13 protein-coding genes and 2 pseudogenes are annotated in these 13,286 nt (G+C 71.8%); 10 read left to right on the top strand and 5 right to left on the bottom strand.

What is annotated here, in order from left to right; all coding sequences use genetic code 11:
- Positions 1 to 61: 61 nt before the first annotated feature.
- The 5 genes from ABZ896_RS48950 to ABZ896_RS48930 all read left to right on the top strand — a co-directional run bounded on the left by ABZ896_RS48950 (position 62) and on the right by ABZ896_RS48930 (position 5,112).
- Complete coding sequence (locus tag ABZ896_RS48950) at positions 62 to 769, top strand: response regulator transcription factor (protein WP_360944651.1); 708 nt, start codon at positions 62 to 64, stop codon at positions 767 to 769.
- An 89-nt stretch (positions 770 to 858) separates the two neighbouring features.
- Positions 859 to 1,671: an SAM-dependent methyltransferase gene (locus ABZ896_RS48945; RefSeq protein WP_360944648.1), complete on the top strand. Its 813-nt coding sequence runs from the start codon at positions 859 to 861 to the stop codon at positions 1,669 to 1,671.
- Between the two features lie 39 nt (positions 1,672 to 1,710).
- Positions 1,711 to 3,114: a glutamine synthetase family protein gene (locus ABZ896_RS48940; protein ID WP_360944645.1), complete on the top strand. Its 1,404-nt coding sequence runs from the start codon at positions 1,711 to 1,713 to the stop codon at positions 3,112 to 3,114.
- 222 nt (positions 3,115 to 3,336) lie between these two features.
- Positions 3,337 to 4,542 carry an amidohydrolase family protein gene (locus ABZ896_RS48935; protein ID WP_360944642.1) on the top strand — a complete coding sequence of 402 codons (1,206 nt, stop codon included), beginning with the start codon at positions 3,337 to 3,339 and terminating at the stop codon, positions 4,540 to 4,542.
- Positions 4,543 to 4,584: 42 nt separating this feature from the next.
- Complete coding sequence (locus ABZ896_RS48930; protein WP_360944657.1) at positions 4,585 to 5,112, top strand: NUDIX hydrolase family protein; 528 nt, start codon at positions 4,585 to 4,587, stop codon at positions 5,110 to 5,112.
- Positions 5,113 to 5,114: 2 nt separating this feature from the next.
- On the opposite strand, the gene ABZ896_RS48925 is transcribed toward ABZ896_RS48930, so the two are convergent.
- The 3 genes from ABZ896_RS48925 to ABZ896_RS48915 all read right to left on the bottom strand — a co-directional run bounded on the left by ABZ896_RS48925 (position 5,115) and on the right by ABZ896_RS48915 (position 7,127).
- Entirely contained in the window at positions 5,115 to 5,444 is a 330-nt protein-coding gene (locus ABZ896_RS48925) for a DUF2218 domain-containing protein (RefSeq protein ID WP_360944639.1), read from the bottom strand.
- An 82-nt stretch (positions 5,445 to 5,526) separates the two neighbouring features.
- On the bottom strand, positions 5,527 to 6,453 hold the full coding sequence (locus ABZ896_RS48920) for a carbohydrate kinase family protein (protein WP_360944637.1): 927 nt from the start codon (positions 6,451 to 6,453) through the stop codon (positions 5,527 to 5,529).
- On the bottom strand, positions 6,450 to 7,127 hold the full coding sequence (locus ABZ896_RS48915) for a class II aldolase/adducin family protein (RefSeq protein ID WP_360944635.1): 678 nt from the start codon (positions 7,125 to 7,127) through the stop codon (positions 6,450 to 6,452). The genes ABZ896_RS48920 and ABZ896_RS48915 overlap by 4 nt, the downstream gene beginning before the upstream one ends.
- A 58-nt stretch (positions 7,128 to 7,185) precedes the next feature.
- Between ABZ896_RS48915 and ABZ896_RS48910 the strand changes: the two genes are divergently transcribed.
- Complete coding sequence (locus ABZ896_RS48910; RefSeq protein WP_360944632.1) at positions 7,186 to 7,845, top strand: TetR/AcrR family transcriptional regulator; 660 nt, start codon at positions 7,186 to 7,188, stop codon at positions 7,843 to 7,845.
- A 22-nt stretch (positions 7,846 to 7,867) separates the two neighbouring features.
- Positions 7,868 to 8,155, top strand: coding sequence for a DUF1905 domain-containing protein (locus ABZ896_RS48905; RefSeq protein WP_360944629.1), 288 nt, complete (start codon positions 7,868 to 7,870; stop codon positions 8,153 to 8,155).
- Here ABZ896_RS48905 and ABZ896_RS48900 read toward each other — a convergent pair.
- The gene (locus ABZ896_RS48900; protein ID WP_360944654.1) at positions 8,152 to 9,051 is read right to left on the bottom strand and encodes an EamA family transporter; all 900 of its coding nucleotides are present in this window, start codon (positions 9,049 to 9,051) and stop codon (positions 8,152 to 8,154) included. The genes ABZ896_RS48905 and ABZ896_RS48900 overlap by 4 nt on opposite strands.
- 195 nt (positions 9,052 to 9,246) lie before the next feature.
- Here ABZ896_RS48900 and ABZ896_RS48895 point away from each other — a divergent pair, with 195 nt between their 5' ends.
- From ABZ896_RS48895 to ABZ896_RS48885, 3 genes and pseudogenes are all read left to right on the top strand, one after another.
- Positions 9,247 to 10,119 carry a LysR family transcriptional regulator gene (locus ABZ896_RS48895; RefSeq protein WP_360944626.1) on the top strand — a complete coding sequence of 291 codons (873 nt, stop codon included), beginning with the start codon at positions 9,247 to 9,249 and terminating at the stop codon, positions 10,117 to 10,119.
- 73 nt (positions 10,120 to 10,192) lie between these two features.
- Positions 10,193 to 11,119: pseudogene (locus ABZ896_RS48890) on the top strand (glycoside hydrolase family 43 protein); the annotation flags it as partial.
- Positions 11,120 to 11,687: 568 nt separating this feature from the next.
- Entirely contained in the window at positions 11,688 to 12,812 is a 1,125-nt protein-coding gene (locus ABZ896_RS48885) for an acyltransferase family protein (RefSeq protein WP_360944623.1), read from the top strand.
- Between the two features lie 14 nt (positions 12,813 to 12,826).
- Here ABZ896_RS48885 and ABZ896_RS48880 read toward each other — a convergent pair.
- Positions 12,827 to 13,198 (bottom strand): annotated as a pseudogene (locus ABZ896_RS48880) (ABC transporter substrate-binding protein); the annotation flags it as partial.
- Positions 13,199 to 13,286: the final 88 nt, after the last annotated feature.

The following is a 13,286-nucleotide window of genomic DNA, read 5'->3' as shown; positions in this document are numbered from 1 at the left end:
GCGCCCCGGCCGCGTCGGCGGCACCCGCCGCCCGCCCCCTCCCTGAGGCATGATGCGAGCCATGACGAGCACCACCCCGCCGGCCGCCCCCATCCGCGTGCTGATCGCCGACGACCAGGACATGGTCCGCACCGGCTTCCGGTTCTTCCTGGACGCGCAGCCCGACATCACCGTGGTCGCGGAGGCCGCCGACGGGGAGACGGCCGTGACGCTGGCCCGGGAGCTGCGGCCGGACGTGTGCCTGTTGGACATCCGGATGCCGAAGCTGGACGGCCTGGAGGCGACGCGGATACTGGCCGGACCCGACGTGGCGGACCCGATGCGGGTGGTGGTCGTGACCACGTTCGACCTGGACGAGTACGTCTACGGCGCCCTGCGCGGGGGTGCCTGCGGCTTCCTCCTCAAGGACTCCGGACCGACCCTCCTCGCGGAGGCGGTCCGCGCCGCGGCGGCCGGCGACTCCCTGGTCTCCCCGTCGGTCACGGTCCGCCTGCTCCGGCACGTCACGGAGGTCCCGGAACCGGCCACCGCCCCCCGCCCCGCGGCAGTCACCGAGCCGCCCGCCGAGCCCCTCACCGAACGGGAGCTCGACGTCGTCCGCCTGGTCGCCCTCGGCCGTACGAACAACGAGATCGCCGCGGAGTTGTATGTCTCCCTCTCCACGGTCAAGACCCACCTCTCCAGCGTCCAGCTGAAGCTCGCCGCACGGAACCGCGTGGAGATCGCGGCCTGGGCATGGCAGAACGGCCACGCACGCCCGGAGAGCTGACCCTCACGTTTTCCGGGACAAGCTGATCATCGGACGGCACAATGGCGGCAACGGCGGCGCAACGGCCGCAGGCGAGAAGGAGCACAGTCGTGAGCGAGAGCCACACCCCGTCGGACACATCGGCGAGGCTGAACACCGGTGTGGCGCACAACGCGCGCGTGTGGAACTACTGGATCGGCGGCAAGGACAACTACGAGGTCGACCAGCGCGTCGGCGAGCACGTCGCCGGGATGTTCCCGATCATCCGGGAGATCGCCCGCGCGGACCGCTGGTTCCTGGGCCGCGCGGTCCGCTTCCTCGGCGAGGAGCGCGGTGTCCGCCAGTTCCTCGACATCGGCACCGGCCTGCCGACGGTGGACAACACCCACCAGATCGCGCAGCGCGTCGCCCCGGACTCCAGGATCGTCTACGTCGACAACGACCCGATCGTCCTGGTCCACGCCCGCACCCTGCTGACCAGCACCCGCGAGGGCGTCACCGACTACATCGACGCCGACGTCCACGACCCGGAGGCGATCCTCGAACGCGCCTCGGGCACCCTGGACTTCGAGAAGCCGGTCGCGGTGATGATGCTCGGCATCCTGAACTTCGTCCTCGACTACGACAAGGCCCGCGAGATCGTCCGCCGCGTCATGGCCTCGGTCCCGTCCGGCAGTTACCTGGTGCTCACCCACCCCACCTTCGACGACGAACTCGGCGGCGCGGGCCAGATCCCGGCGATGAAGTTCTGGAACGAGAACGCCACCCCGCCGATCACCGCCCGCAGCGGCACCGACATCGCCGCGTTCTTCGAGGGACTCGACCTCCTCGAACCGGGTCTGGTCTCCTGCTCGCGGTGGCGCGCCGAGCCCGACTCCCCGGCCGTGGTACCGCAGTTCGGCGGAGTCGCCGTGAAACCCTGACGCGGGAGCCGACCCAGCCGAGCCCGTCGTGGAGGACGTATGACCACTCTTGCCGACCCCGTCCCCGGCGGCCGCCCCGGTGACGTGGACCGGGCGACCGCGCTGAGCGACGAACTCGGCTCCAAGGGTGTCGACGGGGTCGTCCTGTCCTACGTCGACACGGCGGGGATCAGCAGGGTGAAGACGATCCCCACCGCACGGCTCGCCTCGGCGGCGGCCTGGGGTGTGGGCATGTCCCCGGTGTTCGACACCTTCCTGGCGAACGACTTCATCGTCTCCACGGACGTACTCGGCTCCCCCGACGGCGACTTGCGCCTGTACCCCGACCTCGACCGGCTGGTGACGCTGGCCGGGCAGCCCGGCTGGGCGTGGGCGCCGGTCGACCGGATCACACAGGAGGGCGAGCCGCACCCGGGCTGTTCCCGCACGGTCCTGCGCAGGATCGTCAGGGCGGCCGCCGAGCGGCACGGGCTCGCTTTCAAGGCGGGCATCGAGATCGAGTGGTCCGTGGGGCGCGCCGAGGCGGCCGACGGCGCGTTCGAACCGGCGGCCACGGGACCGGCGTACAGCGCCACGCGTCAGGTCAAGTTGAGCGACTGCACGGCCGAACTCCTCGCGGCCTGCGCCCAGCAGGGGATCGAGGTCGAGCAACTCCATCCCGAGTACGCGGCCGGGCAGTTCGAGATCTCCACGGCCGCGCTCGATCCGGTGGCGGCGGCCGACATCAGTGTTCTGCTGCGGCAGACGATCCGGGCGGTCGCCGGACGGCACGGACTCGTCGTCTCCTTCTCCCCCGCGGTCCTCGCCGAGGGCGTCGGCAACGGCGGCCACATCCATCTCTCCGCCTGGCGCGACGGAGTCAACCTCCACTCCGGCGGCAAGGGCCGCTACGGCATGACGGAGGAGGCCGAGTCGTTCGTGGCGGGCATCCTCGGCCATCTGCCCGCGCTCACGGCCCTGACCGCGCCGAGTCCGGCGAGCTATCTGCGCCTCAAACCCTCGCAGTGGGCAGGGGTGTTCACCGCGTGGGGCCGCGAGACCCGGGAGGCGGCGATCCGGATCGTCACCGGCACGGCGGGCCTGACCGACCGGGCCGCGAACCTGGAGGTCAAGCCGGTCGACCTGGCCGCCAACCCGTACCTCGCCCTGACCGGCCTGCTCGCCGCCGGCCTCGACGGCCTGACCTCCGCCGCCCCGCTCCCCGAGGAGATCACCGGCGACCCGGCCGGGCTCGGCACCGAGGAGGCCACGGCCGCGGGCGTACGCCGGCTGCCGACCTCGCTGGCCCGCGCGGTCAAGGAGTTCCGCGGCGACGAACGCCTGCAGGCGGCCCTGGGCCCGGTCCTCGCCGACGCCGTGATCGCCGTACGGATGGGAGAGATCGACGCGGTGGCGGGCCTTGACGACGAGGCGGTCGCGGCGGCGTACCGGTGGAAGTACTGACGTGGGTACGCGCACGGGGGACACCGGTATGAGAGGGCACGGGAGCGGCGCTACGGGGACGCGCGGGAACACCGACAGGACCACGGGCCGCGATGTCGGCGGTGCCGCGCGCGGGAGCGTCGGCAAGACCGCGGGCCGGAATACCGGCAGCCCCGCGCGTGGGTACGCCGGCAGGACCGCAGGCCGGAGTGTCGGTGTATGCGGATGCGTGGGAGTTGCTGCATGAGCGCCGCCCGGCCCGCCGACAAGGCCCCACCCCGGCCCACCCACGCTTCGGGCTCCCCTATCCACGACGCTCTCGCCGCCGCCCGCCTGGTCGACCACCACTGCCACGGCATCGTCACCACCCCCCTCGACCGCCCCGGCTTCGAGTCCCTGATCACCGAGGGCGAGCGCTGGCCCGGCATCTCCCCCTTCGACAGCCCGGTGGGCGTGGCGATCCGCCGGCACTGCGCGCCTCTCCTGGACCTTCCGCGCCACGCACCGGCCGACGCCTACCTGGCCCGCCGCGCGGAGTTCGGCCCGGCCGAGGTCAACCGCCGCTTCCTGACCGCCGCCGGCACGGACGTGTTCTGCGTGGACACCGGATACGCACCGGAGCGGCTCACGACACCCGCCGAGCTGGCCGGCATCGCGGGCGGAACGGCGTACGAGATCGTGCGGCTGGAAGGCGTCGCGGAGGCGGTGGCCGCGCGGGGCGTCGAGCCGGACGCCTACGCGCAGGCGTTCCGCACCGCCGCCGAGGAGGCCGTACGGCGTCCCGATGTGGTCGGTGTGAAGTCGGTCGCCGCCTACCGCACCGGCTTCGACCTGGACCCGGCACGGCCCGCGCCCGAGGACGTCACCCGGGCCGCCGCCAACTGGATCGCGCGGGGCGGCCGCCTGGCGGACCCGGTTCTCGTACGGCACCTGCTGTGGACGGCGGTGGACCTGGGCCTGCCGCTCCAGCTGCACACCGGGTTCGGCGACAGCGACATCCGTATGCACCGCACGGACCCGACCCACCTCACGGACTGGCTGCATCTGACCGCCGGCACGATCCCGGTCCTGCTGCTGCACTGCTGGCCCTACCAGCGGCAGGCCGCCTATCTGGCCGCCGTGTTCGAGCAGGTGTACCTGGACGTGGGCCTCACCCTGCATCACGTCGGCCCCGCACGAGCCGCGGCGATCCTGGCGGAGGCCCTGGAGATCACGCCGTTCCGCAAGCTGCTGTACAGCTCCGACGCCTACGGAGTGGCCGAGTTCCACCTGCTCGGCGCACTGGCGTTCCGCGAGGGACTCGCCGGGCTCCTCCAGGAGCGGGTGACCGCCGACGAGCTGAGCCTGCCGGACGCGTTACGCCTGGTGGCCTGGGTGAGCGGCGACAACGCCCGCCGCCTCTACGGACTTCCCTCCCCCGCCCCCGTCCCAGCAGGCGAACGCCACTGAGCGTCCGCCGTACCCGGAAAGTATGATCAAGCAATGTCTGACATGACCGAAACCACGCCCGGCTGGCTGAGCGCCGACGACCTCGAGCAGTCACGCGCCCGGATGCCGATCCTGTACGTCGAGGCCGTGCCCGTGCGCGTCGACGACAGCGGCGAAGTCACCAGCGTCGGCCTGCTGCTGCGCATCGGACCCGACGGCACGGTCAGCCGGACTCTGGTCTCCGGCCGCGTCCTGCACCACGAGCGGATCCGGGACGCCCTGATGCGGCACCTGGAGAAGGACCTCGGCCCGGTGGCGCTGCCCCGGATCCCGTCCTCCCTCCAGCCGTTCACGGTGGCGGAGTACTTCCCGACGGTCGGCATCACGCCGTACCACGACCCCCGCCAGCACGCCGTGTCGCTGGCCTACGTGGTGCCGGTGACCGGCGACTGCCGGCCCCGGCAGGACGCCCTTGACCTGGTGTGGTTCAGCCCGCAGGACGCGCTGTCGGTGGCGGTGCAGAGCGAGATGCCGGGCGGCCACGGGGTGCTGCTGCGGCAGGCGCTGGCGCACGTCGGCTGCTCGATCTGAGGTCAGTCCGCGTCCTTGCGCTGGGTGGTACCCGGCTCACCGGACGCGCGCTGCCACTCGACGACCAGCTCGTCCTTGGTCCCGAACCGCACCAGGTGGCTCCCGATGACACCCTCCAGGAGGTCGAGATGCTCGGCCTCCGCCTCCAGCGTAAGCAGCAGCGCACCCTCCGTCGCGGTCAGCGTCCCCTTCCCCCCGTTCTGGAACAGCAGACTGCCCGTACCGCTCTCCTCGTCCCAGCTGGTCTCACTGCGACGACCGAGATGCGAGGCGAGCTGCTTGGCGTAGCGCTGGGGGCGGTCGGTGGTCACGCGGGCTTCGGAGCGGGGCATGGGAGCACATCCTGTCGTGCGGTGCTGCGGGACGGTTCGATGCTCCCGCAACACCGTGCACGACTTTCCCATTCCCCTGGCGTCAACGGGTCTTGCTTGTCATCGAGAACTCGTCCGCCTCCGCCAGGTCGAAGTCCCCGTGGTCACTGCCCAGCCCCTGGGCCACCAGTGCCGCCGCCGCGCTGCCGAGGATCGCGGACTCGCGTGGGGTGCGGTCGAGGCTGATGCCGCGGAGGAAGCCGGCCGAGAAGGCGTCGCCGCAGCCGGTCGTGTCGACGACGTCGATCTCGAACGCCGGGACGGTCTCGGTGCCTCCGGCGGTCACCAGGAGCGCTCCGTCGCCGCCCCGGGTCACCGCGACGAGACCGACACCGCCGGCGACGAACTTCTTCGCGCCGGTCACCAGGTCCAGCTCCTCGCTGAAGCCGAGGACCTGGTCGTCGTTGGGCAGCAGGTAGTCGATGTACGGCAGTACTGGCTCGATCTGGTCGAACGTGCCGAGTTCGCCGGGGGCGAGGAGGTCCACGGAGGTGACGACGCCGTTCTCCTTGGCGTGCGCGAGGATCCGCGCGGCGACCTCCGCGCCGATCAACTCCGGTCCGCCCAGGTGCAGATGGGTCGACTCGGCCACCGCGTCCCAGGGCACGTCGTCCAGGCCGTAGGTGATGTTGGCGCCGAGCAGGTGCAGGGAGGGGCGGTCGCCGTTCGGGCGAATGGGCAGGACCGTGGCGGAGGTTGAGGTGTCGATGCGGCGGACCAGCAACTCCGTACTGATTCCCGCCTTGTTGAGGAGCTGGATCAGCAGGTCGCCGGTCGGGTCGGTGCCGATCGCACCGGCCGTGCGGACCGAGGCGCCCAGCTTGGCGAGGGTGAGGGCGGTGCCGGCGGCCGTGCCGGCGGCGGTCATGCGGATGTCCTCGACGAGGGTGGCGTTCTGCCCCTCGGGTATCTCCTCGACCGGCCGCACAAGTACGTCCAGTACCTGCACGCCCATCGTGACGACCTTCATCGCTGTCCCTTCTGCACGGGTCGGGTGGTGCCGTAGTCGCGGGCGAGGGCTGCCTCGATCACCGCGATCTGCTGCTGTTCGTCGAGGACTCGGGGCTCTCCCAGGGCGACCGCGCGCTGGTAGACCCCGCAGGCCCACTCCAGCAGCAGCGCGTGCTCGACCGCCTTGTCGAGTGTCGGCGCGTGGGTGACGGCTCCGTGGTTCGCCATCAAGGCGGCGCCGCGGCCATCGAGGGCCTCGATCACCGACTCGGCCAGCTCCGGGGTGCCGAAGGTGGCGTACGGCGCGACCCGTACGGTGCCGCCGAGCGCGATCAACTGGTAGTGGATGCAGGGCAGTTCGTCGAGGACCAGGGAGAGCGCCGTGGCCAGCGGGGCGTGTGTGTGCACGACCGCGGCGGTGCCGTAGCGGTGGTAGACACCGAGGTGGAGGTCCAGCTCCGAGGTCGGCAGCAGCGTCCCGGCGACGACCTCGCCGGCGAGGTCCACGACGGTGACCTGGTCCGGGGTGAGATCGGCGAGGACCGCGCCGGTCGCGGTGATCGCCACGCGGTCGTCGACACGCACGCTGACATTGCCGGCCGTACCGATGAGCAGGCCCTCGGCCCCCAGGCGGCGGCAGGCGTCCGCGACGGCGGCCCGCTCCTCGCTCAGCGCCGAGCTTGAGTCGGTCATGCGCGCGACGCTAACCTAAACGTGAAACAAAGTCACGTTCAGGTTCGGAGGTTGTCGCGTGGGCGAGCCCACCGCGGACACCGACCGGGCGGCTTGGATCGCCTCCCTGCGTCGTACTCCCCAACAGGCCCGCAGCCGGGCCCGGTTGGCGCGAGTGCTGGACGCCGCGGAGCGCATCCTGGTCGAGGAGGGCGTCGAGGCGCTCACCACGACCAGGATCGCGGCCGAGGCCCGTGTGTCGGTCGGTTCGCTGTACCAGTACCTGCCCGACCGGGGCGCGATCATCGAGGCCCTCGCGGCCGGCTACTTCGCCAAGCTGGAAGCGGCGATGGACGCCCTGGTCGAGGCCGCCTCCGCCGAGCGCTGGGAGGACCCGGTCGGCGTCCTCATCGACGCGTACGCCGAGATCTACCGCACCGAACACGGCTTCCGCGCCCTGTGGTTCGGCAGCGGACTGACCGAGCGGACCCGGGCCGCCGACCGCGAGCACAAGCGCCGAATGGCCGACGGCATCCGCCGCATCCTGCTCTCCCTCGGCTTCGCCGAGGACGACGAGACCCTGGCCCGCGTCTGCCACGCGGCCATGCTCGCCGCCGACGCCCTCGCGCAGGAGGCCTTCCGTCGCGACACCCGGGGCGACGCGGCTCTGCTGGACGAGGCGAAGGTCCTGCTGCGCGGGTACCTCACGGACATCGCGGCGCGCTACGGTCACTCCTGATCGAGAGACGGGGGCGGACCCGATGAACCTCACCTTCACCGGCCGGGTGATCGAATGGCGCGGTCCGGCGCCGTACTACTTCGTGCCCGTGCCGGAACAGGAGTGCGCCGACATCGGCGAGGTGGCGCGGATGGCCACGTACGGCTGGGGCGTGATCCCCGTCGAGGCCACGGTCGGCGAGGTCACCTTCACGACGTCCCTGTTCCCGAAGGACGGCGGCTATCTGCTGCCGCTCAAGGTGGCGGTCCGCAGGCCGGCGGACCTGGGTGCCGGGGACGACGTGAGCGTCGAGATGACCATCCGCTTCTAGCTCTCCCCTTGACGGACGGCCCCGGCGCTGGCCGCCACCACGAGGGCGATCGCCACACACTGCTGTGCCGTGAGCCCCTGGCCGAGCACCAGGTATCCCGCCAGCGCGGCGAAGGCCGGGGCCAGGCTCATGAGCACCGCGAAGGTCGCGGCGGGCAGCCTGCGCAGGGCGAGCAGTTCCAAGGTGTACGGCACTCCCGAGCCCAGTACCGCGATCGCCAGCCCCAGCCCGAGCACCCGGGGCTCCAGCAGGGTCCCGCCCGCCGCGCCGATCCCCAGGGGGAGGCTGACCAGGGCGGCGACGGTCATCGCGATCGCCAGGCCGTCGAGGCGGGGGAAGCGGGCGCCCGCGCGGGCGTTGAGCACTATGTACGCGGCCCACATGGCTCCGGCACCCACAGCGAATGCCACGCCCGTGGTGGAGAGGGCGCCGAAGTCGCCCCGGCCCAGCAGGCAGACTCCGGCGAGGGCGAGCGCGGCCCACAACAGGCCGGCGGCGCGGCGGGAGACAGCGACGGAGAGCAGGAGCGGGCCGAGCACCTCGACGGTGACCGCCGCGCCCAGCGGGATCCGGTCGATGGCCTGGTAGAAGAGGAGGTTCATACCGCCGAGCGCCAGGCCGAAGCCGGTGACGACCACCCAGTCGGCGCGGGAGTACCCGCGCAGCCGCGGCCGGGTGACGACGAGGAGCAGCACCGCGGCGAACGCCGCCCGCAGCGCGACCGTACCGAGCGCTCCCGCGCGCGGGAACAGCGACGCCGCGAAGGCGGACGCGAACTGGACCGAGACCACGCCGGCGAGGACCAGGCCGACACCGGTGAGACTGCCGCGCCCGACGGGGTGCCGGCGCGGGAGGGCTGACGAGGTGGGGTCGGACGCCACGTGGTTCGGCGACATGTGGCCCGCCGACACGCGGGCCGAGGACGCGTGGGCCGCCGGCATGTGGGCCGACGACGCGTGGCCCGCCAACATGTGGCCCGCCGACATGTGTGCGCTGGACGAGAAGTGCCCCGTGGAGGTCATGCCGTTCACGCTAGGGAGCCGTCGGTGCCGCGTGAAATGCCGATGTTCCGGCGGTTATGCTCGGGAAGCATGACCGTGGAGCTACGGCACCTGCGCGCCTTCCTCGTCATCGCGGAGGAGGGCAACATCACCCGGGCCGCCGCCCGACTGCACCTGGGCCAGCCCGCGCTCTCCCGCACGCTGCGCCAGCTGGAGGACCGGCTGGGCGCCCGTCTGGTCGACCGCTCCACCCACCATCTCGACCTGACCGCCGAGGGCCGCACCTTCCGCGACAAGGCCGCGGTGGCCGTCGCGGCCGTGGACAACGCCCTGAACCCCCGGACGCTCAAGAGCTGGCCGCTGCGCCTGGGCCACCCCTGGGCCGCGCTCGGCGACCACACCGTGCCCCTCCTGCGCCGCTGGGACGAGACGCACCCGGAGACACCGCTGGAGCTGCTGCGCATCGACGATCCCACGGGCGGCCTGGCCCAGGGCCGGGCGGACGCGGCACTGCTGCGGGGCGAGGTGACGGCCCCCGCGCTGCGCACGGAACTCCTGCTGACGGAGGCACGGGTGGTGGTAATGGCCGCGGACAGCCCGCTCACCGCGCTCCCCGAGGTCACCCTGGCGGACCTGGTCCCCCACCGGATCGCCCTCAACACCGTCTCCGGCACCACGACCATGGACCTCTGGCCCCGCACGGCCCGCCCCGCGGCGACCGTGGAGGTCACGAACACCGACGAGTGGCTGATGGCGATCGCCGCGGGCCGGGCCGTCGGCATCTCCACCACAGCCACCCCCGGCAACCACACCCACCCTTCCCTGATCTTCCGCCCACTCGCCGACGCCCCACCCGTCCCGGTCCATCTCGCCTGGCCGGAGGGCCCGACCCATCCGGCGCTGCCGGCTCTGGTGAGCCTGGCCCACGCCCTCCTGGCGGACGACGTCCGGAAGGCACAGTGACGCCCGACGATCACATGGTCATATCGTTCGCCCTGTGACCGTGACCGAGAACGAGCCGCTGCGGCTTCCCGACATGCCCCTGCACGATCCGTTCGTCGTCGCCGATGCCGGGACGCGGACCTATCACCTGTACACCTCCAACGAGCCGTCCGTGTCGGGTGTGGAGGGTGTCGGCACGATGGTCTACCGAAGCCGTGACCTGCGGGAATGGTCGCCGCCGGTCGTGGTCTTCCGGGTGGCCGGGCAGGACGGGCTGTGGGCGCGCGAGGGCGGGTGGGCGCCGGAGGTGCACGCGTGGGAGGGGAGGTACTACCTGTTCACGACGCTGCACGATGAGGGCCACCCGCTCCCGGTGCCGCCGGCCGGCCGATGGGGTACGCCCTTCCAGCTCCCGAACCACCTGCGCGGCACGGTCACCGCGGTCTCCGACTCGCTGCTCGGCCCCTTCACCGTCGTGGACGCCAAGCGCCCGACGCCGCCCGCCCACCTCATGACCCTGGACGGGACGCTGTACGTCGATCCGGACGGGCAGCCCTGGATGGTGTACGCGCACGAGTGGGTGCAGACCATCGACGGCACGATGGAGGCGATCCGCCTCACCCCCGACCTGACCGGCACGATCGGCGACCCCGTGTTCCTCTTCAAGGGCTCGGACGCGTCCTGGATCGGCGAGGAGCTCCCCGCGGGAACGCCGCACCAGATCCCGCCGTACGTCACCGACGGCCCCCAGCTGTACCGCACCCCGGGCGGTGCCCTGCTCATGCTGTGGTCGACGTACGAGAAGAACATCGCGCAGGACGACGGCACGCTCGGCGGCGAATACGTCCAGACCTACGCCGTCTCCCCGTCCGGCGAGCTGACCGGACCCTGGCGGCAGCACCATCCCCTGGTCCGCGAGGACAGCGGGCACGGCATGCTGTTCCACACCTTCGACGGACAGCTGATGATGATCCTGCACCGCCCCTTCGAGAACGCCCGCGGGAAGCTCTACGAGATGGGCTTCGACGGCGACGCTGGCGGAACGTTCCTTCTTCGCCTGGGCGCTGGGCGCCCGCCAGGCGTCGAGCTGCCCCTTGCCCTTGCCCGGCGCACGCCCCGCGGGGTGCCCCTCGGCGGACTTCGCCGCGCGGACGTCGGAGGCCGAGCCGGTCTTCGAGCGCGGACCCGAACCGTCCTTGCCCGCCAGCCAGTCCCACAGGTGGCCGAGCCCCGCGCCCACCGACGCCGAGGGCCTCGTGGCCGCGTACGCGGCGCCGCCCTCCTGCGCCCAGAAGCCCAGCAGCAACGACATCACGACAACCCACGCACGCCAACGTGCCACCGGACGCACCGGACCCCCCACGCTCTTCCCTCACACCTGCTTGCAGCTGCAAGTTGTAAGAGCCGCGTGAAGGCAAGGGCAAGATCCTTTGCCGAGTACAGAGACAACACACACCAGAGCCAGGGACAATCCACAGACCGGAGGGGTGTGGTTCACCCGCCGTAGGCGAGGATTCCACCCGCGTGAAACCCGTCACAACAGGCCCACCAGCGGGTTTGAGACGTACCGAATCGGTGAGGCGCGGCGAATGCCGCTCAGCGCCACCTCACAGCCGACCCACGCCCCCCGCACATCCCCCAAGGAGCCCCCGCACCGCGACGCGTTCTTCGACAACGCCAAGTACCTGGCGATCGTGCTGGTCGCGATGGGACACGCCTGGGAGCCTTTGCGTTCCGACAGTCGCGCGGTCACCGCCCTCTACACGATCGTCTACGCCTTCCACATGCCCGCGTTCATCGTGATCTCCGGCTACTTCTCGCGGAGCTTCGACCTGAGCCCGGCGAAGGTCAGGCGACTGATCACCGGGGTCGTCGTCCCCTACGTCGTCTTCGAGACGGCGTACACCCTGTTCACCCGCTGGAGTTCCGGCGTCCCGGACCGCGAGATCAGCCTCCTGGACCCGCTGTACCTGACGTGGTTCCTGGCGGCGCTGTTCGTCTGGCGGCTGACCACGCCGATCTGGCAGAGCCTCAGGTGGCCGCTGCCGGTCGCCCTCGTCGTCGCGGCGCTCGCGAGCCTGACACCGTCCATCGGCGCCGACCTCGACCTCCAGCGCGTCCTGCAGTTCCTGCCGTACTTCGTGCTCGGCCTGTGCCTGCGGCCGGAGCACTTCTCCCTGGTGCGCCGGTGGCCGGTGCGGCTCCTGGCGGTGCCGGTCTTCGCGGGCGCCGTCGTCTTCTCGTACTGGGCGGTCCCGCGCATGGACTACGCGTGGTTCTTCCACCGCTCCGCCGCCCAGGACTTCGGCGTCCCCGGCTGGTACGGCCCGCTGATGACCCTGGCCCTGTTCGGCTGCTCCCTGGTCCTGGTCGGCTGCTTCCTGTCCTGGGTGCCGGGGCGCCGCATGTGGTTCACCTCGCTGGGCGCGGGCACGCTCTACGGCTATCTGCTGCACGGCTTCGTCGTCCAGGCGGGCGACCACTGGGACTGGGCACGCTACGGCTGGCCGCACACGCCTCTCGGCGAGATCGCCGTCAGCGCGGTCGCCGCGGCCGTGGTGACCGCGCTGTGCACGGCGCCGGTGCGGCGGGTGTTCCGGTGCGTGATGGAGCCGCGGATGGAGTGGGCGTTCCGGAAGACACCGGTCACGTCGGCGGCACCGAGCGCACCGACCGCACCGACCGCCCGGATTCCGGCCCAGGCCCGGCGTTAAGGCGATCCCCTGACTCAGGCCTGGTGGATGCGGTCCACCAGGATGTCGATGACCAGCGGGGTGCGCGGGCCGAAGCTCAGCAGCACCCCGTCCTCCAGGGTGACGATTCTGCGGTCCAGGCCGGCCGGGGTCTCCCGGATGCCGGGGATGTCGACGAGGCCGTCGACGCCGCCGACCGACTCCAGGCCCTTGGCCATCATGAGGATCACGTCGGGCTGCGCCTTGACGAGGGCCTCGCTGGTCAGCGGTGTGAACGGCTTGTCCAGGCCCGCCTCGACACCCGCGTCCACCGCGCCCGCGGCATCGATCAGCGAGTCGGCGCCCGACCCCTTGCCGCCCATGAGGTAGACGGCCGCGCTGCCCCGCATGTACAGGAAGGCCACCTTTACGGACCGCGGTCCAGGCGCAGCAGAACGGCACCGGGCACGCCGTACGGATGGCTCTGGAGGAGTTGGGCGGGGCCGTCGACGGGAC

Source organism: Streptomyces sp. NPDC047072 (assembly GCF_040643855.1).
Lineage (GTDB): Bacteria > Actinomycetota > Actinomycetes > Streptomycetales > Streptomycetaceae > Streptomyces.
The sequence above is the reverse complement of the archived record's forward strand: the minus strand, read 5'-3'. Positions and strand labels throughout refer to the sequence as shown.